This is a genomic window from Sphingomonas sp. LC-1, from assembly GCF_025371035.1.
Classification (GTDB): domain Bacteria; phylum Pseudomonadota; class Alphaproteobacteria; order Sphingomonadales; family Sphingomonadaceae; genus Sphingomonas; species Sphingomonas sanguinis_E.
The window spans coordinates 164835-189633 of record NZ_JANZXB010000002.1; the positions used below are offsets into that span (position 1 = coordinate 164835).

Annotated in this window: 18 protein-coding genes; 12 read left to right on the plus strand and 6 right to left on the minus strand. The window is 66.8% G+C overall.

The features are described from left to right. Positions 1 to 108 precede the first annotated feature (108 nt). From NZL82_RS03555 to NZL82_RS03575, 5 genes are all read left to right on the plus strand, one after another. Positions 109 to 1488: a glycosyl transferase family protein gene (locus tag NZL82_RS03555; RefSeq protein ID WP_261268399.1), complete on the plus strand. Its 1380-nt coding sequence runs from the start codon at positions 109 to 111 to the stop codon at positions 1486 to 1488. Continuing rightward, positions 1485 to 2465, plus strand: a complete 981-nt coding sequence (locus tag NZL82_RS03560; RefSeq protein WP_261268400.1) for a hypothetical protein — start codon at positions 1485 to 1487, stop codon at positions 2463 to 2465. The genes NZL82_RS03555 and NZL82_RS03560 overlap by 4 nt, the downstream gene beginning before the upstream one ends. A 45-nt stretch (positions 2466 to 2510) precedes the next feature. Then, positions 2511 to 3425 carry a sulfite exporter TauE/SafE family protein gene (locus tag NZL82_RS03565; RefSeq protein WP_261268401.1) on the plus strand — a complete coding sequence of 305 codons (915 nt, stop codon included), beginning with the start codon at positions 2511 to 2513 and terminating at the stop codon, positions 3423 to 3425. Positions 3426 to 3436: 11 nt separating this feature from the next. Beyond that, entirely contained in the window at positions 3437 to 4201 is a 765-nt protein-coding gene (locus NZL82_RS03570; protein WP_261268402.1) for a TIGR02186 family protein, read from the plus strand. Between the two features lie 112 nt (positions 4202 to 4313). After that, the gene (locus tag NZL82_RS03575; protein ID WP_261268403.1) at positions 4314 to 5927 is read left to right on the plus strand and encodes an ATP-binding protein; all 1614 of its coding nucleotides are present in this window, start codon (positions 4314 to 4316) and stop codon (positions 5925 to 5927) included. Between the two features lie 24 nt (positions 5928 to 5951). Here the strand turns inward: NZL82_RS03575 and NZL82_RS03580 are convergent, their stop codons facing one another. After that, complete coding sequence (locus NZL82_RS03580) at positions 5952 to 7424, minus strand: M23 family metallopeptidase (protein ID WP_261268404.1); 1473 nt, start codon at positions 7422 to 7424, stop codon at positions 5952 to 5954. A 217-nt stretch (positions 7425 to 7641) separates the two neighbouring features. Between NZL82_RS03580 and NZL82_RS19805 the strand changes: the two genes are divergently transcribed. The 6 genes from NZL82_RS19805 to NZL82_RS03615 all read left to right on the plus strand — a co-directional run bounded on the left by NZL82_RS19805 (position 7642) and on the right by NZL82_RS03615 (position 13433). Next, on the plus strand, positions 7642 to 10137 hold the full coding sequence (locus NZL82_RS19805) for a helicase-related protein (protein WP_405051339.1): 2496 nt from the start codon (positions 7642 to 7644) through the stop codon (positions 10135 to 10137). Positions 10138 to 10290: 153 nt separating this feature from the next. Then, on the plus strand, positions 10291 to 10611 hold the full coding sequence (locus NZL82_RS03595; protein ID WP_261268405.1) for a S4 domain-containing protein: 321 nt from the start codon (positions 10291 to 10293) through the stop codon (positions 10609 to 10611). 29 nt (positions 10612 to 10640) lie between these two features. Beyond that, positions 10641 to 10982: a ferredoxin FdxA gene (gene fdxA, locus NZL82_RS03600; RefSeq protein WP_125959090.1), complete on the plus strand. Its 342-nt coding sequence runs from the start codon at positions 10641 to 10643 to the stop codon at positions 10980 to 10982. Between the two features lie 277 nt (positions 10983 to 11259). Beyond that, on the plus strand, positions 11260 to 11793 hold the full coding sequence (locus NZL82_RS03605; protein ID WP_042486954.1) for a CarD family transcriptional regulator: 534 nt from the start codon (positions 11260 to 11262) through the stop codon (positions 11791 to 11793). 111 nt (positions 11794 to 11904) lie between these two features. Then, the gene (locus NZL82_RS03610) at positions 11905 to 12648 is read left to right on the plus strand and encodes a head GIN domain-containing protein (protein WP_261268406.1); all 744 of its coding nucleotides are present in this window, start codon (positions 11905 to 11907) and stop codon (positions 12646 to 12648) included. Positions 12649 to 12770: 122 nt separating this feature from the next. After that, positions 12771 to 13433, plus strand: coding sequence for a DUF2807 domain-containing protein (locus tag NZL82_RS03615; RefSeq protein ID WP_261268407.1), 663 nt, complete (start codon positions 12771 to 12773; stop codon positions 13431 to 13433). Between the two features lie 6 nt (positions 13434 to 13439). Here NZL82_RS03615 and NZL82_RS03620 read toward each other — a convergent pair whose 3' ends face one another. Next, positions 13440 to 14390, minus strand: coding sequence for an alpha/beta fold hydrolase (locus tag NZL82_RS03620; protein WP_261268408.1), 951 nt, complete (start codon positions 14388 to 14390; stop codon positions 13440 to 13442). Between the two features lie 140 nt (positions 14391 to 14530). Between NZL82_RS03620 and NZL82_RS03625 the strand changes: the two genes are divergently transcribed. Then, positions 14531 to 16891, plus strand: a complete 2361-nt coding sequence (locus NZL82_RS03625; protein WP_261268409.1) for a membrane-bound PQQ-dependent dehydrogenase, glucose/quinate/shikimate family — start codon at positions 14531 to 14533, stop codon at positions 16889 to 16891. Positions 16892 to 17013: 122 nt separating this feature from the next. Here NZL82_RS03625 and NZL82_RS03630 read toward each other — a convergent pair whose 3' ends face one another. Genes NZL82_RS03630 through NZL82_RS03645 form a run of 4 tightly spaced genes read right to left on the minus strand, consistent with a single transcriptional unit; the run spans position 17014 to position 24752 of the window. Continuing rightward, positions 17014 to 18366, minus strand: a complete 1353-nt coding sequence (locus NZL82_RS03630) for a family 43 glycosylhydrolase (RefSeq protein WP_261268410.1) — start codon at positions 18364 to 18366, stop codon at positions 17014 to 17016. Beyond that, the gene (locus NZL82_RS03635; protein ID WP_261268411.1) at positions 18366 to 19931 is read right to left on the minus strand and encodes an alpha-N-arabinofuranosidase; all 1566 of its coding nucleotides are present in this window, start codon (positions 19929 to 19931) and stop codon (positions 18366 to 18368) included. Before NZL82_RS03635 ends, NZL82_RS03630 begins: the two co-directional genes overlap by 1 nt. 56 nt (positions 19932 to 19987) lie before the next feature. Continuing rightward, positions 19988 to 23182: a glycoside hydrolase family 2 TIM barrel-domain containing protein gene (locus tag NZL82_RS03640; RefSeq protein WP_261268412.1), complete on the minus strand. Its 3195-nt coding sequence runs from the start codon at positions 23180 to 23182 to the stop codon at positions 19988 to 19990. Positions 23183 to 23207: 25 nt separating this feature from the next. Next, on the minus strand, positions 23208 to 24752 hold the full coding sequence (locus tag NZL82_RS03645; protein WP_261268413.1) for a tryptophan halogenase family protein: 1545 nt from the start codon (positions 24750 to 24752) through the stop codon (positions 23208 to 23210). Positions 24753 to 24799 lie beyond the last annotated feature (47 nt).

Sequence of the window (24799 nt, forward strand, 5' to 3'; positions counted from 1 at the left end):
GGCGCCGATACCCGGCCTCCGTAACTGTCCCGAAACGGTCGATCACGTCGCGGTTGATCGGTCCATTTCGGACAGGCACAATCCCGTTCGGCAAAGGGGGAATGCCGAATGGGTGGGGTCACGGGGGTGATCGAAATCGTGGCGCGCGAGTTGCTGCTGTTCGCGGCGGCCGGGCTGTTGATCGGGGGACTGGATGATCTTCTGGTCGACCTGCTCTATCTGGCGCGACGCCTGGTAAAGGGCCCGGCGACCCCGATCCGCAGCTATGCCCTGACCCCGCCCGTCCAGCCGGGGCGGATGATCGTCTTCATCCCCGCCTGGGACGAAGCGGCGGTGATCGGCGCGATGCTGTCGACCGCGCTCGCCCGCTTTCGTCACCCGGATTATCGCATCTATGTCGGGCTTTACCCCAATGATCCCGGCACCATCGCCGCCGCCGCTTATGTCGCGGAGCGGGACGATCGCATCCGTCTGGTGATCGGTCCGCGTGACGGCCCCACGACCAAGGCCGATTGCCTGAACACGCTTTGGCATGCCCTGTGGCGTGACGCGGCGACGGAGGGATTCGATGCCAAGGCGATCGTCCTGCACGATGCCGAGGATGTCGTGCATCCCGACGAACTGGCCGTCTTCGACTCGCTGATCGAAGGGCGGGCGGTGGTCCAGCTTCCGGTATTGCCGCTGGTCGTACCGGGATCGCGACTCGTATCGGGCCACTATGCGGACGAGTTTGCGGAAAGCCATATCAAGCAACTGGTCGTGCGGACCTGGATCGGCGCGGGCCTGCCGCTGGCGGGTACGGGCTGCGCCATATCGCCGGACATTCTGAAACGGATCGCCGCCATGCGAGGCGGCGATCCGTTCGACGCGACCAGCCTGACCGAGGATTATGAGCTGGGTCTGCGCATCGCCGAGCTGGGCGGTCAGGGACTCTTCGCCCGCGTGGCCGATGGACGGCGGGCCGGGGTGGTGGCGGTCCGTGCCTATTTCCCGGCCACGTTGCTGGCGGCGGTACGGCAAAAGGCGCGCTGGATGACGGGCATCGCGCTGATCGGATGGGACCGCACCGGCTGGGGCCGCGCTCTGGCGATGGGGGATCATTGGTGGCGCCTGCGGGATCGGCGCGGGCCTGTGGCGATGCTGGTGCTGGCGGCGGCCTATCTGGGCATGACCGCCGATGCGGTGGCGGTGCTGGTCCACTGGGTCACCGACAGCCCCTTGCCGCCGGTCCATCCTGGTCTGCGCATGCTGTTCGGGATCAACGCCTTGCTGCTGACCTGGCGACTGGCGGTGCGGATGACGTTTACGGGACGCGCTTATGGCTGGCGCGAGGCGTTCTGGTCCCTGCCGCGATTCATCATCGGCAATTTCGTGGCGTTGGCGGCGATTCCCCGTGCGCTGATCCGCTATATCCATGTCCTGCGCGGCGGTGCCGCCAAGTGGGACAAGACAAGCCATCACTTCCCCGACCTGTCGCCGCAACCATGAGCGGTCGACCCTTGCGATTTCTGGGAGCCATTGTCGGGCTGTGGACGCTCGGCCGCCTGGCCTTTCTGCTGCCCTCCGATGCGGTGGTCGAGATGGCGGTCAGGCCCGAACGACCGGCCAAGCCGAGGGCGAGCAAGGTGGCAATGACGAACCTTGCCCCGCTCCGTCCCGACTCGCGACCGATGGGGCTTGCGAGCGGACATTCGCCTCGGCCGAACGCACGAAGGCCGACGATGGTCATGCCGCCTTCGGTGGAAATGGTGGAGGAGACCCCGCCTGAGGATGCGCCCGTCATCGCATCGCCACCGTCGGTCATCCCGCCATCGCCGATCCCGGCGCTGCCCGAAACCCCCGCCCCGGCACGACGATGGAGTGCCAGCCTATGGGCGATCGCCCGCGACGGGGGGCGGACATTGCTGCCCGGCGGGCAATTGGGGGGCACGCAGGCCGGCGTCCGTGTGTTGCGGCGGATCGATAAGCGGGGCGTCCTGTCCGCCAGCCTGCGTCTGTCGACGCCGTGGCAGGGTATCGGGCGCGAGATGGCCGTGGGGATCGATTGGCGTCCCGTACGGCATGGGCCGGTCCGGTTGCTGGTCGAACAGCGCATCGCCCTCGATTCGGGCCGAGACGCCCCCGCCGCTTTGGTCGTGGCCGGAATCGGCCCCCAGCCGGTCGCGCCCGGCCTTGTCCTGGCGGCTTATGCACAGGGTGGCGCGGTGGCACGCGAGCGGATCGAGCCCTTTGCCGATGGCGCGGTGCGTGTCAGCACAGCACTGAGCCCGATGATCGATCTGGGGCTGGGGGCCTGGGGCGGGGCGCAGCGCGACGCGCACCGGCTGGATGTCGGGCCGACGATGGGCATCGCGGTGCCGGTCGCGAATCGCCGCCTGCGGCTGTCGCTCGACTGGCGACAGCGGGTGGCAGGGCAGGCTTCGCCCGATTCCGGCGCTGCCCTGTCGCTGGCGGGCGATTTCTGAGCCGTCGATACTGTTCGGAAAGACGCGTGCGTCTATAACGCGGGCGTGGACCTGTATCTTCCGATTGCCAATTTGTCGGTCAATGCGCTCGTCATCATCGCGCTGGGGGCAGGCGTGGGTCTGTTGTCGGGGATGTTCGGCGTCGGTGGCGGCTTCCTGACCACGCCGTTGCTGATCGTCTATGGCATCCCGCCCACCGTTGCCGCCGCCTCCGCCGCCAGCCAGGTGACGGGGGCCAGCGTATCCGGCGTGTCCGCGCATTGGCGACGCGGCGGGGTGGACGTGAAGATGGGCGGCGTGCTGGTCGCGGGCGGCATCATCGGGTCGTTCGCGGGCGCATGGATCTTTCGCCTGCTTCAAGCCAGTGGTCAGATCGATACGGTCATCGCGATCGTCTATGTCCTGATGCTCGGCTGGATCGGGCTGGTCATGGCACGCGAGGCGGCGGGCGCGATCCTGGCGCAGCGCCGGGGCCTGCCCCAGCGTGCGGCCCGGCGGCGGCATCACCCGATCGTCGCGGCCCTGCCCTTCCGCACCCGATTCTATGCCTCCGGCCTGTATATCTCGCCGCTGGCCCCGTTGATGCTGGGGTTCTTCACGGGCATCCTGACCATCCTGCTGGGCGTGGGTGGCGGGTTCATCCTGGTCCCCGCGATGATCTATATCCTCGGCATGGCGACCAATGTCGTGCTGGGCACCTCGCTGTTTCAGACGCTGTTCGTCACCGCCGCCGCGACCATGGTCCACGCCACCACCACCAAGGCGGTGGACATCGTGCTCGCCGGATTGCTGCTGGTCGGATCGGTGACGGGGGCGCAGGTCGGAGCCAAGCTCGCCACCAATGCGAAGCCCGAATATCTCCGCCTTGCCCTGGCCGTCATCGTGTTGCTGGTGGGATTGCGCATCCTGCTGGGCCTGGTCTGGCGGCCCGAGGAAATCTTCACGGTCCAGCCGCTATGAGGCCGGCCGCCATGAGGATCGCCGCCGCCGCGCTGGCGCTGCTGTCGCCGCTGTTGATGGCGCAGGCCAAGCCCGTGCTGGTCCCCGACGTGTCGCAGCGCGATATTCAGATCGCCTATAGCTTCACCGGAGCCGAACTGCTGTTGTTCGGCGCGATCCTCTATCCCGGCGGCCGCCCACCCAGCAACGACCGCCCGACCGATATCGTGGTGGTGGTCAAGGGCCCGACCCAGTCGATCCTGATCCGCGAGAAGGAGAAGATCGCCGGGCTGTGGGTCAATGCCGGGCGGCTGCGCTATCAGTCGGCACCGTCCTTCTACGCCATCGCCTCGTCCCGCCCGATCGAGCGGATCGTCGACGACCGGACGCGCGCCATCTACGAACTCGGGCTCGACAGCCTTCAGCTATCCCCCGCCTCCAACGCCCCCGCCGCCGTCCAGGCGCGATTCCAGCAAGGTCTGGTCGATCAGCGCCGCCGCGCCGGCCTGTATGTCGAGGCACCGCGCGCCGTCGAGATCACCGACGATGTGCTCTACCGCGCGCGGGTGACGATTCCGGCGCGGGTGCCGGTGGGGCGTTTCACCGCCGAGACCTTTCTGATCCGCGACGGCCGCGTCCTGGCCGCCGCCGTGCGCGACATCGACATCCGCAAGTCGGGGTTCGAGCGGTTCGTCGCGCGTGCCGCCGATCGCGCCGCCATCCCCTATGGCCTGACCGCCGTCGCGCTTTCGATCCTGCTGGGCTGGACCGCCGGCTGGATCGCTCGCCGCGTCTAGGCGGTTGTAGATACGGCATTTTAAGGTTCACCGGGGTAGAAGGATCGCCCTTTTCCCCGGATCGGACCATGTCGTCTTGATGGACTCCCCCTCGCTCGTCTTCGAACACCCCATGCCATCCCGCCCCGATGCGCCCGTCATCGGCTGGCTTCTGGGCATTGCCGGGGCGAGCGGACGCATCGTCCTCGACCGGGAAGCGGTGAGCGCTCTGGCGGAGCATGACGACCCGGTGCTGGCGGCGGCGGGGCAGGTCGCGATGCCGGTCAAGATCCGCCGCGACGATCGCTGGATCATCGGCTCGATCCGCGCCTTGTCGCTCGACCCGGCCAGCGACGCCGCCGCCATCGCGACCGAGATCGACCTGATGGGCGAGGGCATGCGTCACGCCGAAACCGGCGAGATGTACGGATTCCGCCGCGGCGTCACCTCCTATCCGCTGCCGGGGGCGACGATCCATGCGATCACCGATGCGGAACTGGCGGGCATTCACGCCAATCGCAACATCGCGACGATACGGATCGGCACCGTCCATCCGGCGCGCAGTGTGCCCGCGACCCTGGTGGTCGATGCGCTGCTGGGTCGCCACTTTGCGGTGCTGGGCTCGACGGGCACCGGCAAGTCGACCGCCACCGCGATGATCCTGCACCGTATCTGCGAACTCGCGCCGCAGGGTCATATCGTGATGATCGATCCGCATGGCGAATATGCCAGCGCCTTTCACGACAGCGGCCAGATCCACGATGTCGGCAATCTGCGGATGCCCTATTGGCTGATGAATTTCGAGGAGCATTGCGAAATCCTCGTCACCGCCGGGTCGGACGATCGCCAGGGCGATATGGATGTCTTGGCACGCTGCCTTCTGGCGGCGCGGATGCGCAACCGCGCGGCGCAGGACCTGCCCCGCGTCACCGTCGACACGCCGATCCCCTATCTGCTGTCCGACCTGACCAGCCTGTTGTCGCAGGAGATGAGCAAGCTGGAACGCGCGGGCGATACCGCGCCCTATCTGCGCCTCAAGGCGAAGATCGAGGAGGTGAAGGGCGATCCTCGCTATGCCTTCATGTTCTCGGGGATGCTGGTCGCCGATACGATGGCGAGCTTTCTCAGCCGTATCCTGCGGATGCCCGGCGGCGGACGGCCCATCTCGATCATCGACGTGTCGGGTGTCCCCTCCGACGTGACGAGCGTGGTGGTCGCGGTGCTGGCGCGGATGATCTTCGACCATGCCGTCTGGTCACGGCCCGAGGAGCGCCGCCCCGTCCTGATGGTCTGCGAAGAGGCGCACCGCTATATCCCCGCCGATGCCGAGCGGGGCTCGGCGGTCGGTCGCGTCCTATCGCGCATCGCCAAGGAAGGGCGCAAATATGGCGTCTCGCTGGGACTGGTGACCCAGCGACCGTCGGACCTGTCGGAAAGCGTGCTGTCGCAATGCGGCACCATCATCGCGATGCGCCTGAACAACGAGCGGGATCAGGCAATGGTCCGCGCGGCGATGCCCGAGGGCGGTCGCGGCCTGCTCGACACCATCTCGGCCCTGCGCAATCGCGAGGCCATATTGTCGGGCGAGGGCGTAGCCTTTCCGATGCGCGCCAGCCTCGACACTCTGGAGGACGGCAAGCGACCCGCCTCCAACGACATGAAGGTCACCTCGCTCTGGGCGACGCCGTCGCGGGGCGAAGCCGTGCTGAACGACACCGTGGCGCGGTGGCGGGCGGCGGGGAAATAGGGGGCAGACCGAAGGCCGGGCCTGTTACCGTCCCGGCTGCACCGCGAGCAGGCTCTGCACCTCACGACGGAAGGCACGCAGCTTCGCGCCCGACAATGTCGCGACGCTCGACAGGTTCAGGGTGCGGGGATTGACGGTCACACCGTTCTTCCACACTTCCCAGTGAAGGTGCGGGCCGGTCGACATGCCGGTCGATCCGACATAGCCGATCACCTGCCCCTGTTTGACATGAGCGCCGGACCGAACGGCGAAGCGGCTCATATGTCCGTAACCGCTCGCCACGCCGCCGCTGTGCGACAGCTTGATGAAATTGCCATAGCCGCCCGACCGCCCGGCGAACTGGACGACGCCGTCCATGATCGCGTGGATCGGCGCGCCATAAGGGGCGCCGATGTCGGTCCCCTTGTGCATCCGCATGAAGCCCAGAATCGGGTGCATCCGCTTGCCGAAGGACGAGGTGATGCGGCCCGCGACGGGCATTCCCATGCTGCCGCGCCGTTCGCTCTGGCCATTGACGTCGTACCACTGGCCGTCATCGTCATCGGCCAGCCGCGCCAGTTGCACCTTGCGCCCGCCATGATCGAGCCCGGCGAACAGCAACTGGCCGAGCCGCGTCTCGCCGGTCGCCGCCCGTTCGCGCGCGATGATCAGGTCGAAACTGTCCGACCGCCGCACGTCCCGCCCGACCGAGACATGCGACGACAGCGCCTTGATATAGGCCTCCACCACCTTGGCCGGAGCCCCGGCGGCCCGCGCCGAGCGGTAGAGGCTTGCCCCCACCAGCCCTTGCAGGCGCAGCGGGGTGCGGTCGATCGCGATGGGCTGCCTGGTCATCGCCAGCCCCTGCGGCGTGCGGGTCAAGGTCACCGCCAGATCGAAACGCGCGCGCAGCTTCATCCCCTCCAGCGGGCGCGCCACCATCCGGCTGGGTCGCCGCCCCAGCGTCAGCGCGATACGGGTGCCGGAGGCGATCGCCTCGCCCTCGGTCGCCTGGTCGACCAGATCGGCGGCGGCGCGGGCCTGATCGCGGGAGACCCCGGCGCGTTGCAGCACGCGGGCGAGCGAGTCGCCCGATCCCATGGTGGCGGACAGGTCGACGCTGGGCCGTTCGGGCGCTTCGGCGAGATGCTCGACCAGATCGCCCGCCGCCATGCGCCGGCCGCTATCGGCCCCCAGGGCCAGCGGGGTAATCGCCTGGGCGCGTGCATTCTTCCACGCATCGCCGGTCAGCGGCGCGGGAGCGCGGGCGGGAATGCGATGGTGAAAGCCCGGTGCCATGGCGATCGTCGCGGCGCAGAGGGTGGAACAGGTCGCCAGGCCCCGCCACCAGTCGCGGCTGCCGATCTGCGCGCCCAGATCGGGCACCCAGTCGACCCCGCGCATCGCCTGTCGCCACCAGGCCAGCCGTCCGGTCGGGGCGAGCGGAAAGGCCGTCTTCAACGGCCGCGCTGCGGTACCGCCGGATACGAGTAATGCGTCGTCGCTGGCCAGGAACATGACTAAAGGGTGCGTCCGTCTATCGTCGATCCATGTCGCCGATCCCCCCGGCGCACGCTGATCGGGTGTAGGGGGGCGCGGGCAAAGTCAAACACGCTACGCCCTGCTGCCCCGATGCTGCGGTAAAACGTGACCGGACCGGGCCGAATATCGCGGCGGCGGGCCCATCTTGCTTCATGCCGTTGCAACCGGGCGCGAGAGGCCCGATGTAGGGGATATGACCAGCCGCGTATCGGGCGCCGTGACGGCCGTTCTCGGGCCGACCAACACCGGCAAGACGCACCTCGCGATCGAGCGGATGTGCGCGCATAGCAGCGGCATCATCGGCTTTCCCCTCCGCCTTCTCGCGCGCGAGGTCTATGACCGCGTCGTCGCGCTGAAGGGACCGGAAAAGGTCGCGCTGGTGACGGGCGAGGAAAAGATCGTGCCGCCCGACGCCCGCTGGTTCCTGTGCACCGCCGAATCCATGCCCGACCGCGACGTCGCCTTCGTCGCGCTGGACGAGGCGCAACTGGGCGCCGATCCCGAGCGCGGTCATGTCTTTACCGATCGGTTGCTGCACGCGCGCGGCCGGGACGAGACGATGATCCTGGGCTCCGAGGCCCTGAAACCCATGATCCGCGCGCTGGTGCCCGAGGCGGAGATCGTCGCACGGCCGCGCTTCTCGACCCTGTCCTATGCGGGCGCCAAGAAGATCAGCCGCCTACCCAAGCGCTCGGCCATCGTCGCCTTCTCCGCCGAGGAGGTCTATGCCGTCGCCGAGATGCTGCGCCGCCTGCGCGGGGGCGCGGCAGTGGTGATGGGGGCGCTGTCCCCGCGCACCCGCAATGCCCAGGTCCAGATGTTCCAGGCGGGCGAGGTCGATTATCTCGTCGCCACCGACGCGATCGGCATGGGGCTGAACATGGACGTCGCGCATGTCGCCTTTGCCGGGCTGCACAAGTTCGACGGCCGCCGCCGCCGTCGCCTGACCGTCGCCGAAATGGCCCAGATCGCCGGGCGCGCCGGGCGGCATCACCGCGACGGCACCTTCGGCGCGCTGGCCGAGGAAGGCCCCGACGCGTTCCTGCCCGAAGAGATGCTGGCGATCGAGGAGCATCGCTTCCCCCGGCTCGACCATCTTTATTGGCGCGACGGCGATCCCGACCTGTCGAGCATCGACGCGCTGATCAAGAGCCTGGAGCGCAAGCCCGAGCCTGGCGTGCTGCGCGCCGCGCCGCTCGCCACCGATCTACAGGTTCTGAAGCGGCTGGCCGACGAACCCTGGGTCCGCGACCGGGTGCGGCGGCCCGCCATGGTCGCGCGGCTGTGGGCGGCGTGCGGGATTCCCGATTTCCGCAAGGTCGGCATCGATCCCCATGCCCGCTTCGTCTCGCGCGTGTTCGGCCATTTGTCCGAGGGGCTGGGCCATGTCCCGCACCAATGGTTCGCCGACGAGATCGCGCGGCTGGACAGCATGGCGGGCGATGTCGAGACGCTGGCGGGGCGGCTCTCCGCGATCCGGAGCTGGGCCTATATCGCGCAGCGGGCCGACTGGCTGGCCGACCCGAAGCATTGGGCCGAGCGAACCCGCGAGATCGAGGAGCGTCTGTCCGACGGGCTTCATACAAGCCTGACCCAGCGTTTCGTCGACAAGCGCACCACCGCGCTGATCCGCCGCATCGGCGCGGATGCCGGGGCGCTGCCCGTCACCATCGGCCCCGAGGGCGAGGTGCTGGTCGAGGATCACCCCATCGGGCGGCTGGAGGGGTTCCGCTTCACCGTCGAGGCGGGGGCGCGGGCCAATGACAAAAGGCTGTTGCTCGCCGCCGCCGAAAAGCGGCTGGGCACCGAACGGTCGCGTCGGGCCGAGGCGCTGATCGCCGCCGAGCATGACGCGATCGCGATCGTCGAGGATCGGCTGGTCTGGGACGGGCATGGCGTGGCGAGGCTGACCGCCGGCCCGTCGTTGGGGCGGCCGGTGGTCCGGTTGGAGCGCGATCTGGATTGCCTGAGCCAGCCGCTTCGCGAGCGGGTGAAGGCGCGGCTCGACGGCTGGGTGGCGCGCTCGCTCGAAAAGCAGGTGCCCGCGATCGTTCGCCTGGCTGGGCTGGCGCGGGAGGCGAAGGCCTCGCCCGCTTTGCGCGCCGTCGCCGCCGCGCTGGAGGATGCGGGCGGGATCGTGCCGCGCCAGCCGTTGCGGCTGATGATCGACGCCTTGTCGCCCGACGAGCGGCGGCGGCTGCGCGGGCTGGGAATTACCATCGGGACGCTCGACATATTCGATGCGCGGTTGCTCAAGCCTGCCGCCGCGGCGTGGCGGCGCACGCTGATGACTCTCTGGGGGCAGAGCCCGGAACTGGCGCGGATCGGCGCGACCACCTTGCGCCGGGACGAGCCGGGGCGGACCGTGGCCTCGGGCTTTCGGCCCTTGGGCGAGCAGGCGGTGCGGATCGATCTGGTCGAGCGAATCGCGCGCGCCACCCATGACGCGCGGCAGGGGCGCGGACCGTTCGCACCCGACCCGGCGCTGGCGACCTCGATCGGGCTGGAACCCGCGACGCTCGACCGGCTGATGGGCGATCTGGGTTTCCGCAAGGTGCGTGGCGACGCCGAGGACCAGGCCCCCCGCTGGATCTGGCGCGGCCGCCCCCCTGCCCGTCCCGCGCCGCGCGTCGAGGCACGCCCCGGCAACGCCTTCGCCGCGCTTGCCGATTGGGGACGGCCTTCGTGAGTCCCCTTCACCTCGCCACCCCGGCGAAAGCCGGGGTCCAGTTGCGATGAAGGTCATGGCTCGCCACGCGGCTGCATGGCGACTGGGCCCCGGCCTCCGCCGGGGCGGATAATATGTTTTGGATTTCTCCGTTGGAAAGGATCGCCTGACCCTATGACGAACCGCGCCCCTGCCCCCGAATCGATGCGGCTCGACCGTTTCCTCTGGTGGGCGCGGATCGCCAAGTCGCGGGATACAGCGCAGGCGATGGCGTGCGACGGGCATTTCCGGATGGATGGGCGCGCGATCGACCGCGCCCATGCGCCGGTACGGATCGGCAGCATCCTGACCTTCGCGCATCATGGTCAGGTGCGCGTGCTGCGGGTGGAATCGCTCCCCGTCCGGCGCGGACCACCCGCCGAAGGACGCGCCTGCTACTGCGATCTGGTCACTTCGCCGGTTTCAAGCGTTGACGGATCGTCGCATGCGGCATAGCAGCACGCGTTCGTACCTTGGGAGTTGTCATGACCTACGTCGTCACCGATGCCTGCATTCGCTGCAAGTATATGGACTGTGTCGAGGTGTGTCCCGTCGACTGCTTCTATGAGGGCGAGAATATGCTCGTCATCAATCCGTCCGAATGCATCGACTGCGGCGTGTGCGAACCGGAATGCCCGGCCGAGGCGATCCTGCCCGATACCGAGAGCGGTCTGGAACAGTGGCTGGAGCTGAACAACACCTTCTCCGCCCAATGGCCCAACGTCACGCGCAAGCTGGACCAGACCCCGCCCGACGCCGATGCGATGAAGGGTGTGGAGAACAAGTACGAACAGTTCTTCAGCCCGGAACCCGGCAAGGGCGACTAACCGGGACGTGCCCGGCAAGGGCGACTGATCCAAGGTCATTCCGCCCCTTGCAGGGGAGGAATGTTTCGGTGCGGCGCTGAATGGTTCCCGTTACCCTGCACATATGCTGGTAATTTTGTTGCGACCATGCTATATGGTTCCGCGACGGGCCTAGCTGTTTTCGCGACCGCCCGCCTTTGATGTGTTCGACCCTTCCTTCCCGAGGCCGACTTGATCAGTGGACCCATTTCCGCTCGTTCGGCGCTCGCGTGAAGGCCCTGATCCGGAAAGGCCCCCAATGGCTGCCAAGGCGCTCCACTTCGACGTCGGTGACTATGTCGTGTATCCCAAACATGGCGTGGGCCGCGTTATAGAGCTGCAAAAGCAGGAAATCGCAGGGATGCAGCTCGAACTCTATGTGCTGCGGTTCGAAAAGGAGCGCATGACGCTCCGCGTTCCCACCAACAAGGCCGAGTCGGTCGGCATGCGCAAGCTGTCCTCGGACAAGACCATGCGTGAGGCGATGGAAACGCTGAAGGGCAAGCCCAAGGTCAAGCGGACCATGTGGTCGCGCCGTGCCCAGGAATATGAAGCCAAGATCAACTCGGGCGACCTGGTGTCGATCGCCGAAGTGGTCCGCGACCTGTTCCGCGCCGACGACCAGCCCGAGCAAAGCTATTCCGAGCGGCAGATCTTCGAAGCGGCCACCAGCCGCCTCGCCCGCGAACTCGCCGCGATGGAAGAGGTGGACGAGCCCCGCGCCCAGGAGAAGATCCTGGAAATCCTGCGCGCCGCGGCCGCCATCTATAATAAGGAAAAGCCTGCGGCCTGACGCCGTCGGTCTCGACCTGACGATCAGGGGCGGTCCCATCCGGGGCCGCCCCTTTTCATTTGCGTGCCGCACGTCCTCTAGTGTATTGTGCAAGCAATACAGGAGATCGTCATGGTGAAGCCCGCAATCCGTCTGCCCCTGTTCGCCATCCTCGCACTGGCCATCCCGGCCACCGCCTGTTCCTCTAGCCGGTCGGACGAGGGGCGGGATGTTCCCGCGCAGGGCTCGGGCGACAGCCGCAGCTATGCCGTGCGCGACTTTACCGGCATCGATCTGCGCGGCAGCGACCCCGTCGATATACGGGTCGGCGGCGGCTTTTCGGTGCGGGCCGAGGGGCCGTCCGATGTGCTGGACCAGCTGCGGATCGAGCGCGACGGCGACACGCTGCGCATCGGGCGCAAAAACGGCGTGCATTGGGGCGGCGGCAAAAGTGCGCCAATCCTCGTCACCCTGCCGCGTCTGGCCGATGCGGAGGTTTCGGGATCGGGCCGCATGACGGTCGACAGGGTGGACGGGCCGAACTTCCATGCCGGCGTCGCGGGATCGGGCGACCTGACCATCGGCGCGATGCGAGTCGGTGCGGCCGATCTGGGCATTGCAGGATCTGGCACGATCACCCCCAGCGGCACGGCGGACCGGCTGAAAGTGTCGATCGCCGGGTCGGGCGATATGCGCGGTGCGGCTTTGCAAGCCAGACAGGCCGATGTCTCGATCGCCGGATCGGGCGATGTCGTCGCGCGGGTCAATGGCTCGGCCAAGGTCAGTCTGATGGGATCGGGCAGTGCCGATCTGGGGCCACAATCGACCTGCACCGTCAGCAAGATGGGATCGGGTAGCGCACGCTGCGGACGATAAAGCGCGACCTACGGCCTCGCCCTTTCCTCGCACTGATGCGGGCGGGCCGCTTGTCGCGACGATCCTATGGTGCGAAACCGAACGCCATGCTCGCCCGCGCCCTTCTCATTGCTGCCCTGGCCATGCCCGCGACCGCGCAGGCGGCCGAGCGGCGGATCGATTTGAGCAGCTTCGACAAATTGCGGGTCGAGGGTCCGTTCATCGTCACCCTGACCACCGCATCCTCGCCACACGCCAGGATGTCGGGCGATGCGGAGACGCTACGCCAGGTCGAAGCCCAGATCACCGGGGCGACGCTGGTGGTACGCCGGACCGGCGACCGTGGCGCGGGAAGGACCGGCAATATGCGGGGCCCGATCACGCTGACCATCGCCGCCCCGCCTCTGTCGGCGATCACCGTCATCGGCGGGGCACAGGTGACGGCGCAGGCGATGCGCGGCCCGCAAATGTCACTGGCGGTCAACGGTGCGGGCGACGTGCGCATCGACCGCGCGGATGGCGAGCAACTGGCCGCGACGCTGCTCGGGTCGGGGCGGCTGGCGATCGGTGGCGGGCGGGTCGGAAAGGCACGCTTGACCGCCAGCGGCCCCGCCACGATCATGGCCGATGGGCTGGAGGCAGGCGATCTGCTGGTGGTGCTGGACGGTCCGGGTGAGGTCGATGCTCGCGCACGCTACACCGCGACGATCGGCAATAACGGTCTGGGTCGGGTCACCGTCGCGGGGATGCCCAAATGCCGGATGACCGGAACGGGTGGCGGGCCGGTCCGCTGCGGCGCGAAGTGAGGCGGATCACGCCGACCCCATAACCCGCCGCGTCAGGAACGCATCGATCGCGGCGAAGGCGTTGCTCCGCATCGGCTCGGCCTCGCGCAATATCTCATGGGCGCAACCCCGGCCAAAGGCGACCATTTCGCCTTGCGGCAATCGCGCCGCCACCCGTCCGGCGGCACGCGCATCGACCAGCCGGTCGGCCAGCGCCACCAGCATCAGCACCGGCGTCTCGATCCGCGTCAGCGCGGGATCGCCGCGCAGCGCTGCGGTCGCACGAAACGCCTCCGCCACCCAATGCCAGCTCGGCGAACCCAGGCATAAATCCGGCCATTGCCGTCGAAACGCCTGTTGGTCGGCAAAGCGTGTCAGGTCATGCGTCAGCCGCTTCTGGCGTGCGGTGGCGGCGGCCTCCGTCTCCAGCCTTTGCCAGGCGGGTCGTCGCGGATCACCACGCCCGACCTGCCACCGGGCGACCCTCGCCCCGGCCCATTGCCCGATCGGGGAACGCAGCGCGAGCATCGGCGCGACCAGCACCGCCGCATCGGGCGCGATGCGACGCGCCGCCAGCGCCGCCAGGGTGACGAACCCACCCATCGAATGGCCTAGCACGACATGCGGTCCGTCTTCCTCCGCCACCCAATCGGCATAAAAGGCCGACAGGTCCTCCGTCAGCCGGTCGAAGCTGTCGATATGACCGGTATCGTCGCTCGCCAGTCGTCCCGATCCCCCCTGCCCACGCCAGTCAAAGGCGGTGACGTCCCAGCCTTGCGCCCGGAAATGGTCGATCGCATCGCCATATTTCTCGACCATGTCGGCGCGGCCGGTCTGAAACAGCAAGCGTCCGCGCCGCGCCACACCCTCCACCCGCGACCGGTCGAAGCGGCGATGCGCCCAGCCATCGGGCGCGATCCAGCGCGTCAGCCATGGCGAGAATGGCCCGTCGACCGACCAAGAGGGCAATGCCGCCATCACTGTCTCCATCCTTTCGTCGGCCAACCATCCGAGTTCGGCTGAAAATTTGCCTCACATCAAGATCCGATGCGAACAAAGCCCGCTCGGCTGCGTTCATGCCACAGCAACATTTTGTTACAGCCATAGGGGGATAGCCCGTGTTGGGTCGCGCCTTTGCAAAGATTCTGGCTTGGGTGCTGGCCCTGCTGGGCGGGTTTTTCGCCGTGGCGGGGGGCTATCTCACGCTGCTGGGGGGATCGCCTTATTATGTCCTGACCGGTCTGGCGATGATCCTGTCGGGGGCGCTTATCGGGCGTGGTGACCCGCGTGGCCGGTGGCTCTATGTCGCAATCTGGGTCGCCACGCTGATCTGGGCGGTGTGGGAGGTCGGGCTGGACTGGCTCCAGCTCGTACCACGGGTGATTGCGCCGACGGTCCTGCTGCTGCTGGTCGCGCTGCCCTGGATCGGCCATGCGATCCGCTCGCCGCGTACGCGGGCGCGCGCCATGCCGGCCGCGCTCGGGATCGTTGCGCTGCTCTTCGCCGTGCCGGTCATCAAGACCCGTGCCGCCGATGCGCAGGATCCCGGCCTGCCGATCGCGGCGCAAGCACCGGTGGGCGACTGGACCGACTATGGCGGCACGTTATCGGGCCAGCGTTATTCGGCTCTGTCGCAGATCACGCCCGCCAATGTCGACAAGCTGGAACTCGCCTGGACCCAGCGGACCGGCGACCTGCCCGACCGGGCGGAATCGGTCGAGCACAAGCGCGAATATCATTCGGAGGCGACACCGATCCAGATCGGCGACACCCTCTATACCTGTACGCCGCATTCGATCGTCCAGGCGATCGACGCGACGACCGGGCGCACCAAATGGAGCTGGAAGGATCAGGTCAGCCGTCAAGGCAACAGCTATCTCGTCTGTCGCGGGGTCGCCTTCTATCAGGCACCGGCGGGCACGCCCTGCCCCCGCCGCATCTTCGCGCCGACCTTCGACGCGCGGATGATGGCGCTGGACGCCGATACCGGCAAGCCCTGCCCCGGCTTCGGGACGAATGGCGCCATCGACCTGCGCCAGAATATGGGCGTGTCGGGGCCCGCCGATCAGATCAGCACCTCGCCCCCCGTCGTCGCCAATGGCCGGTTGATCGTCGGCGAGCGGATCGTCGACAACGTCAACCGCAATATCCCCAGCGGTGTGGTGCGCGCCTATGATCCGATCACCGGCGCGGGCGTCTGGGCGTGGGATGTGGGCCGGTCACAGGATGCGATCCCGCCGCTGCCCGCCGGGGAAACCTATACGCGCGGCACACCCAATGTCTGGGGCGCAATGACCGCCGATCCGGGCAATGGCCTGGTCTATCTGGGCACCGGCAATGCCTCGCCTGACTATTGGATCGGCTGGCGGCGGCCGTTCGACGACCGGTTCGGCTCGGCGATCGTCGCGCTGGAGATCGCGACCGGCAAGCTGCGCTGGGTCCGCCAGCTCGTCCACCGCGACATGTGGGACATGGATATTCCGATCGGCCCGTCGCTGTTCGATTATCGCGCACCCAATGGACAGACGATTCCCGCGCTGATCCAGACCACCAAGATGGGTCAGGTCTATTTCCTCAACCGGCTGACCGGCGCGCCGATCACGCCGATCGTCGAACGGCCTGCGCGGCAGGACGGCGCGACGCCGGGGGTGAAGGTTTCGCCGACGCAGCCCTGGTCGGTCGGCCTGCCCTCCTTCACGCCGCCCGCACCGACCGAGAAATCGACTTGGGGCGCGACGCCGATCGACCAGCTATTCTGCCGGATCGACATTCGTCGTGCCCAGGGGACCGGCATCTATCAGCCGACGGGACTGAAGCCGATCATCGGCCACCCGGCCTTTGACGGCGTCACCGACTGGGGCGGCGCGGCGCTCGATCCGGTGCGGCAGGTCTTTACCGTCAACACGATGGAGATGCCGTTCAAGATCTGGCTGATGCGCCGCGACGATCCGCGCGTGAGGGAGTATATGGCAAAGAAGAAGGGCGGCGAGAATGCACGCGAACCCAATCTCCAGACCCAGTATAACACGCCCTATGTCGCCGTGGTCGCAGCCTGGATCGGGGTGTTCGGGGCACCGTGCAACGCGCCGCCCTGGGGGCATCTGACCGCCGTCGATCTCAACACCAAGAAGGTGGTGTGGAAGAAGATTCTGGGCACCGCACAGGACACCGGCCTGTTCGGCAGCCATCTGGGCGTGCCGATCAAGACCGGCGTACCCAATCTGGGCGGCTCGATCATCACCGCCTCGGGGCTGGTCTTCATCGGTGCGACGACCGACCAATATCTGCGGGCCTATGACCTGAAGAGCGGCAAGGTGCTGTGGCGCGCCCGGCTGCCCGCAGGCGCGCAGGCGACGCCGATGACCTATCGCGGACGGGACGGGCGGCAATATGTCGTCATCACCGCTGGGGGTCATGGCGCACTGGGCACGCGGTACGGGGACTATACGATGGCGTTTGCGTTGCCGAAGGGGGTGTGACGGTTCGCGCGGGAGGCGCGGAAAACGCGGAGGTGCCGCGCCTGGGGCATCAGCATGGCAGGATCACCAGCCTATCACGTCTCTGCGTCCTCCACGCCTCCCGCGCGAACTCGGTGTCTCTTCTAGAAGATCGACCACTCCAGGATCGCGGGCTCCTTCGCCTGCACCGTCATGCGCAGGAACCGCGCCTTGCCCGCATGGCGCAGAATGATGGGGGACCCGCTCACCCCTTTTTCGGCCGCCACCTCGTGCCACGTCCGGCCATCCTGCGACGCCTCGATCCGCAAATCCCGCGGCTGGATCACGAAGGCCGGGCGGATCCGGCTTTCGCGCACATCCCGCACCGCGCCCAGATCGGCGGTCAACACCGGCGCCTTCCCCGCCTCGGGCCGCCAGGCGGTCGCGTAATTATCGTCCGCCGCCAGCGCATCGGCACCCTTGCCCGTCCAGCGCAGCCCGCGCGTCCGCTTTGCCGCAAAGGCCGGGATCACCGGATCATGGCTGGGCCCCACCTTTTCTAGCGTCCCGTCCGCGCGCACGGTCAGCGGGTCGATCGACACCTGTCGCAGCACCCGATCGCTGCCCATCGCGAAGGGCAGGGCCTGGCGGTGATAGAAGATATAGGACCGGCCCTTGTCCGCGAAGATCGCGTGATGGCCGGGGCTGATGATCTGCTTGCCCGCGTCGGTTTCCAGGATCGGGCTGTTCGCCGCCTCGATAAAGGGCCCCATCGGCGATGTGCCGACCGCGTAGCGCACCTTGTACGTGTCCTTGGTCGTGTTGCCGTCGCTATAGGTCAGCAGGTAACGGCCCTTTTCCTTCGCCATGAAGGGGCCTTCGAAATAATGGGCGGGGGTTACGTCCTTCGGTACGCCATCGAAATGGACCATGTCGGGCTTCAACTTCACCACAAAGCAATGCCCGTTGACCCAGTTCAGCCCCGATCCCCAATAGAGATAGGCCTGGCCATCGTCGTCGACGAACGCTTCCGCGTCGATCATGTGATATTGGGGCGCGAAGTCGCGCGCGATCAGCGGCTTGCCGCCATTGGCATCGGCCCAGGGCCCCGCCGGCGAGGGAGCCGATCCGACCCACACCTCGCTGCCGACCGAGACATACATATACCAGCGGCCATTGGGGGCCTTGACCACCGAGGGCGCCCAGACCTTCGAATCGCCAGAGGTCGGGCTGGTCGCGGCTTGCTTGGTTGGCCAGTTGGGCTGCGAGAAGGTCCAGTCGCGGCCATTGTCCGAGGTCCAGAGACCCAGACGATCATCGCCCCAGGGATCGATCGTGGCGAAGATATACCAACGGCCTCCATCGCGCACGATGGAGGGGTCGGCGAAATAGCCCGGGAGCAAGGGGTTGCCCGCCCCGGGCGTGTTCCATCGTGCCTCGCGCCGGGGCGCGGCGGACCCCGCCGTCCCGGCAAGCAGGACGGCGGTGAGCAGCAACGCTCCGGCGCGGGCTTTCATCAGCGCAGGTCCAGCATCACGACCGACTTGGCCGGGATCTGCACCGTCAACGTGCCGCCCGACAGCGTCGCGCCGTTGAACGGCTGCGGCGCGACCTGGTTGGGCGCGTCGAAGGTGTTGTGGGCATCCATCGTCGTACCGGTCAGGATACGACCCGACACCTGGCCCGCCGTCACGCCGTCCAGTTTGACCGAGACGGTCGCCGGCTGGTTGGGATCGACATTGGTCAGGCCGACATGGACCACGCCCGCCCTGTCGCGGACCGCCGAGGCGCTGACCGCTTTCATCACCCACTGGTCCTTATTGTACCAGCGCGATTGGACATCGACCGGCAGGACGGTGGCGTCCTGATAGTCCTTGTACATGTCGAACACCCAATAGGTCGGCGTCTTCACCATACGCGCGCCATCGGTCAGGATCATCGCCTGGAGCACGTTGATCATCTGCGCGATGTTCGCACCGCGCACGCGGTCGGCGTGCTTGGCGAAGATGTCGAGGTTCAGACTGGTGACCATCGCATCGCGGAGCGAGTTCTGCTGGTAGAGGAAGCCCGGATTGGTGCCGGGTTCGACATCATACCAGGTGCCCCATTCGTCGACGAGCAGCGCGACCCGCTTCTTCGGGTCGTATTTGTCCATGATCGCCGAGTGACGGGTGAGTAGTTCTTCCATCTTCAGCGTCTTGGAGAGGGTGCGCGCCCAGGCTTCCTCGTCGAAGCCGGTCGCCGGGCCCTTCTTTTCCCATGCGCCTGGGACGGTGTAATAATGAACGCCGATGCCGTCGAACGCGCTGGACGCATCGCGCATCATCACTTCGGTCCAGTTGTAATCGTCGCCATTCGCACCGCTGGCGATGCGCATCAGCTTTTCACCCGCGGGGACCTTCAGGAAGGTGGAATAGCGACGCGTCACGTCGGCCGCATATTCGGGGCGCATATTGCCGCCGCAGCCCCATAGCTCGTTGCCGATGCCGAACATCGCCAGCTTCCACGGCTTGTCGCGACCGTTCCGGCGACGCTCCTCGGCATAGGTCGATTTGGACGGGAAGGTCATATATTCGACCCACTCGGCCATCTCGGACGGGGCGGCCGAACCGACATTGCCCGAGACATAGGCTTCCGCGCCCACCATCTCGCTATAATTCATGAATTCGTTGGTGCCGAAGCTGTTGTCCTCGGTCACGCCGCCCCAGTTGGTGTTGACCTTGGTCAGGCGCTTGGCCTGCGGTCCCACACCTTCGCGCCAATGATATTCGTCGGCGAAACAGCCGCCCGGCCAGCGGATCACCGGCACCCGGATCGCCTTCAACGCGTCGATCACGTCGCGGCGATAGCCGTTGATGTTGGGGATCTTGCTGCCCTTGCCCACCCAGATACCGGGATAGATGCCGGTGCCCAGATGCTCGGCGAACTGGCCGAAGATGCGGCGATTGTAGACGGCGCCGGGCCGGTCGCCATGCACCGCGACCGTGTCGCCCGTGCTCGCGGGCGCGGTCTGCGCCGTCGCGGTGCCCGCAAACAGCGTGGCCACCGCCGCCGCGAACAGGAATTTCGTTGCCCTTTTCATGGATTCTCCTCTGCCTGAAACGGCATGATGGCTTATTGTCCGAGTAAAGAACAGCCCTATTGCGGCTCGGTCGCGCGTGCGGGCCGGGCCTTTTCGGGCATGGTGCCTTCGCCGCTAAAAGGCTCCAGGCGAAAGGCGACGCGGGTCGGCTCCAGCGCGGTGCGGTACTTCATGTGCGGCTGGCCGACATGGCTCCATGTCGTGTCGCCGCCGACGCCCCATTGGGCCGCATCGACGATCAACGTCGTTTCGCCATGGGGGACGATGTCGGTCGACTTCCACGTGCCCGGCTCCCGGCGGTAGAGATCGGTATAGGGGAAGGCGAGCGCCTGCATCATGAGCGGCTTGGCCGCACGGACGCGAAGCCCCGTCCCCTCACCCACCAGCTCCATCCAGCGGACATCGACCTTGTTGCCGGTATCCTGGGGCCGCATATAATCATGGTTCTGCTCGGCGATCGCGCCACGCCACAATCCGATCGCGGCCGATGTCTTGCGATCGACATAGCTTTCATGGGGGCCGCGACCATACCATTGCACCGTCTTCATGGCGGTGGGCATGGTGTACCACAGGCCGATACGGACCGGCGGCGGCAGGTCCGCCTTCAAGGGCACGAACCGCCCGTCGACATCCACCGCGCCGTCCCCCGCCATCGTGTATGTCGTGACGAAGCGCGCCGCGCCCGCGCCCATTTCGTGATCGACGGTCACGCTGCGATCGGGGCCGACCACGATACTGCGCAGTTGATAGCGGCCGTTCATCGTAAGCCACGGGCCTTGCTGCGCGACCGTACCATTGGCGGTGTCGTTGTCGGTTTCCGCCCGGACGAAATTGGGCTTGCCACCCTGTGCCAGCATCCGGCCGCCCGCCGCATAGCGCGCGACCAGCCCGGTCTTGCGATCGATGACGAGTTCCACGCCGTTCGCCGACAGGGTGACATTGTCGGCGGTGTCGGCGACCGCGACCTGGCCCTTGCGCGCCACCGGTAGGACGGGCGCATCGCTCAGGGCGAATTGCTCCCAACCGACCACGTAATTCGCCGGGACCGCATGGATCGTGCCGTCCTTGGCATGGGCGCGAACGGTCAGGAGATATTCCGCACCGGGCTCGCGCGCGAATTTGGGGGCAAGCGCTACCGTCTGCACCTGTCCGGCCGTCGTCGCCAATGCGGGGAGTTGCCCACTCGCCACCGTGACGCCGTTCTTCTCCACCACCCAGTCGAAGGTGAAACCCGACAGATCGATAAAGTCATGACGATTGTGTACAGTCAGACGGCCGGTCTTTGGATCGTAACCGTCGAAGCGGATCGGCGACTGGACCTTCTGCACCTCGTAGAGTTGCGGATTGGGCGTCCGGTCGGGCTGGTTCAGCCCGTCGCCGAACTCGATATCGCCGCCCGGATTCGGGCCATATTCGCCGCCGTCACCCCAGTAACGCCGCCCATCCTTGGTATAACGGTACATGGACTGGTCCACCCAATCCCAGATGAAGCCGCCCTGCAATTTTCGGTGCGCGTAGATGGTGTCCCAATAATCCTGGAAATTGCCGCCCGAATTGCCCTGCATATGGGCATATTCGCATTGGATCATCGGCTGGGTCCGGGTCGGGTCCTCGGCCCAGTCGACCATCTTCTCGATATCGTCATACATGGGGGCATAGATGTCGACATAGCTATTCGGCTGATGGCTCCAGTCGAGCGTGCCCCAGCCGAGATAGGAGATCAGCCGCGAGGAATCGCGTCGCCGGATCGCGGCGGCGGCCTTTTCGAAATTAGGTCCGATCCCCGCCTCATTGCCCAGCGACCAGAAGATGATCGAGGGATGGTTCTTATCCCGCTCGACCATGTTCATCACGCGGCTGACATGCGCGCTTTCCCAGGCGGGGTCGAAGCCGATCTGGTACTTGGCCCGCTCACCGGCGTGGCGGTTGCCCTGCTCCATATAGGCGTGCCTCTCGATATTGGCCTCGTCCATCAGGTAGAAGCCATATTCGTCCGCCAGCGCCAGGAAGCGCGGATCGTTGGGATAGTGCGAGGTGCGGATCGCGTTGAAGTTGTTCCGCTTCATCAACTCCAGGTCACGGCGCATCGACTCTTCGGAGATGACGTGGAAGGTGACGGGGTCATGCTCGTGCCGGTTGACGCCGCGGATCACGATGCGGCGGCCATTGACCATGACCTGCCCGTCCTTGATCTCGACGGTGCGGAAACCGATCCGCTGTGGCGTGGCCTGTACCACCCGGCCCTGACCATCGACCAGTTCGACCAGCAGCGTGTAGAGGTTGGGCGTCTCCGCCGACCAGGCGCGCACGCCGGGCACGGTTGTATCGAGCGTGGCCGAGGTCGCCCCCTTCGCCAGCGTCACCTCGTGCGTCATCACCATGCGCTCGCCATCGAGCAGCGTCATCCGCGCGGTCATCGCCTGGGGCAAAGCCGGCAGCGTCAGCTCGGTCGACAGCGTTCCGTCGCGATAGGCCTTGTCGAGCCCGGCATGGACGAACAGATCGTCGATCCGGGCCTTCGGCACCGCGCGCAGGAATACCGAACGCTCGATCCCCGAGACGCGCCAGAAATCCTGGTCCTCCAGATAGCTGCCGTCCGACCAGCGATGGACTCGGATCGCCACGACATTGCGGCCGGGCTTCAGAAAAGGGGTGACGTCATATTCGGTCGGAAGTTTGGAATCCTCCGAGTAACCGGCCTCCTGCCCGTTGACCCAGACGCGATAGGCCGACCCCGCCGCACCGATCTGAAGGATCACATCCTGCCCGCGCCACCCTTCCGGCAAAGTGAAGTCGCGGCGATAGGCCCCAGTCTCGTTATCCTCATGCGGCACCAGCGGGCGGTTGGCGGGAAAGGGATAGGTGATGTTGTTGTATTTGGGCTGACCATAGCCGTGGGCCTGCCACATCGCCGGGACCGGGATCGTCTTCCAGCTGGACACATCATAATCGGGCCGCTCGAACCCCTTGGGCGTGCCGTCCACCGAGGGGGAGAAGGAAAAGGACCACGGGCCGTCCAGGCTCAGGAAGCGGCTGGACCGGGTGCGATCCCCGGCGAGCGCGAGCGCGCGGCTTTCATAGGGAAAGGCGGTGGCGCTGGCGGGCCGTGTGCCCCGCGCGTTGACGGCGGGGTTTTCCCAGTCGGGGCGGTTGGAATCGGCCTGGACAGGGGCGACCTGCGGCCCGTTTTGCGCCAGGACCGGGCCGGTCAGCCCCCATGCGGCCACGCCGGCCGCCAGATGCCACTTCATCGCACTCCCCTTTATGTCTCCGCGCTCATGCGCTGTTGATCATGCCATAGCCATGTTGTCGGAGAAATGCGTCATGATCCGGCATCAACGCGACCGATTTTCGCGTGACCTGTGCAATATGCGCCAGCCGTGCGGCGGCCTCATCCTCCGCCATGCCCAGTGCCAGCGGATCGAATCCCTGTGCCTTCAGCCCCTGCCCGTCCATCACCGCCAGCCAACTCGTCTTAGTGAACAGCGCCTCGCCCTCACGATGGATTCGGCCGGTCGCGCGATAGATGGCCAGCCGGTCCTGCAGCGATTCCGGCACGTCCATATGGCGCAGATACCGCCAATAGGGCGTGTCGTCGCGCTCGGTCAGGTGGAAGTGCAGGATCAGAAAATCCCGTATATCCGCCATTTCCTCGACCATCAGCCGGTTATAGCGGCGCTGGTCCGCCGCTTCGAACCGCATCGTCGGTAGCATTTCGAGCAACCGCGCAATACCGACCTGGATCAGATGGATGCTGGTCGATTCGAGCGGTTCGAGAAATCCCCCGGCAAGGCCGAGCGCGACGCAATTCCCCTGCCACAGACGGTCGCGCCGTCCCGCCCGGAAACGGAGCGCACGCGGCTCGCCCATCGCCGCCCCGTCCAGTCCGGCGAGCAATCCTGCGGTCGCTTCATCCTCAGACAAATACCTACTAGCATAGACGATGCCGTTGCCGGTGCGATGCTGAAGCGGAATGCGCCATTGCCACCCCGCCCCATGCGCGGTCGAGCGGGTATAGGGGGTGAGCGCGCCGCTTCGCGCGCATGGGACCGCGATCGCCCGGTCATTGGGCAGCCAATGCTCCCAATCCTCGAACCCGACGCCCAGCGTCTCCCCCAGCAGCAGCGAGCGGAAACCCGAACAGTCGATGAAGAGATCACCCGCCATCCGGGTGCCGTCCTGCATGACGATCGCATCGATCAGGCCATCGGCGCGGCGTTCGACATGGCCGACCCGCCCCTCGCGCCGCGTGACGCCCTGCGCCTCCGCCCGGCCCCGGAGGAAGCGGGCATAGAGCCCGGCGTCGAAATGATAGGCATAGCCGATATGCCCCAGCGGCGTATTGCCGGGCCGCGGCGTGGTGAACCGGTTGGCCCGCGCGCCCAAAGTCGCCAGCGCATAGCTGTCCAGCGGCTCCGCCCGGCCCGTCTGTGCCATGCGCTGCCAGATCGCCTCGAATGGGATCAGCCCGAAATCATGGCCATAGGTGCCAAAGGGGTGGAAATAGCGGTGCCCGGTCCGCCGCCAGTCGACGAATTCGATACCCAGCTTGAAGCTGCCATGGGTGGCCGCCACGAATTCACGCTCATCGATACCGAGCAGTGCGTTGAAGGCCTGAATCGGCGGGATGGTCGCCTCGCCAACGCCGACCGAGCCGATCTCTTCCGATTCGATCAGGGTGATCGCGGGTCCGTTCGCGCCCAAAACACGCGAAAAGGCCGCCGCCGCCATCCAACCGGCGGTGCCACCCCCCAGGATGACGATCCGCCGGATCGCCGCATCCTGCCCAAGATCCGGGCCGCTATCGGGTGATTGCCTCATTCGTCCGCTACCCCAGTCGAAAGACCGGCATGGGGACGGTCGAGCCC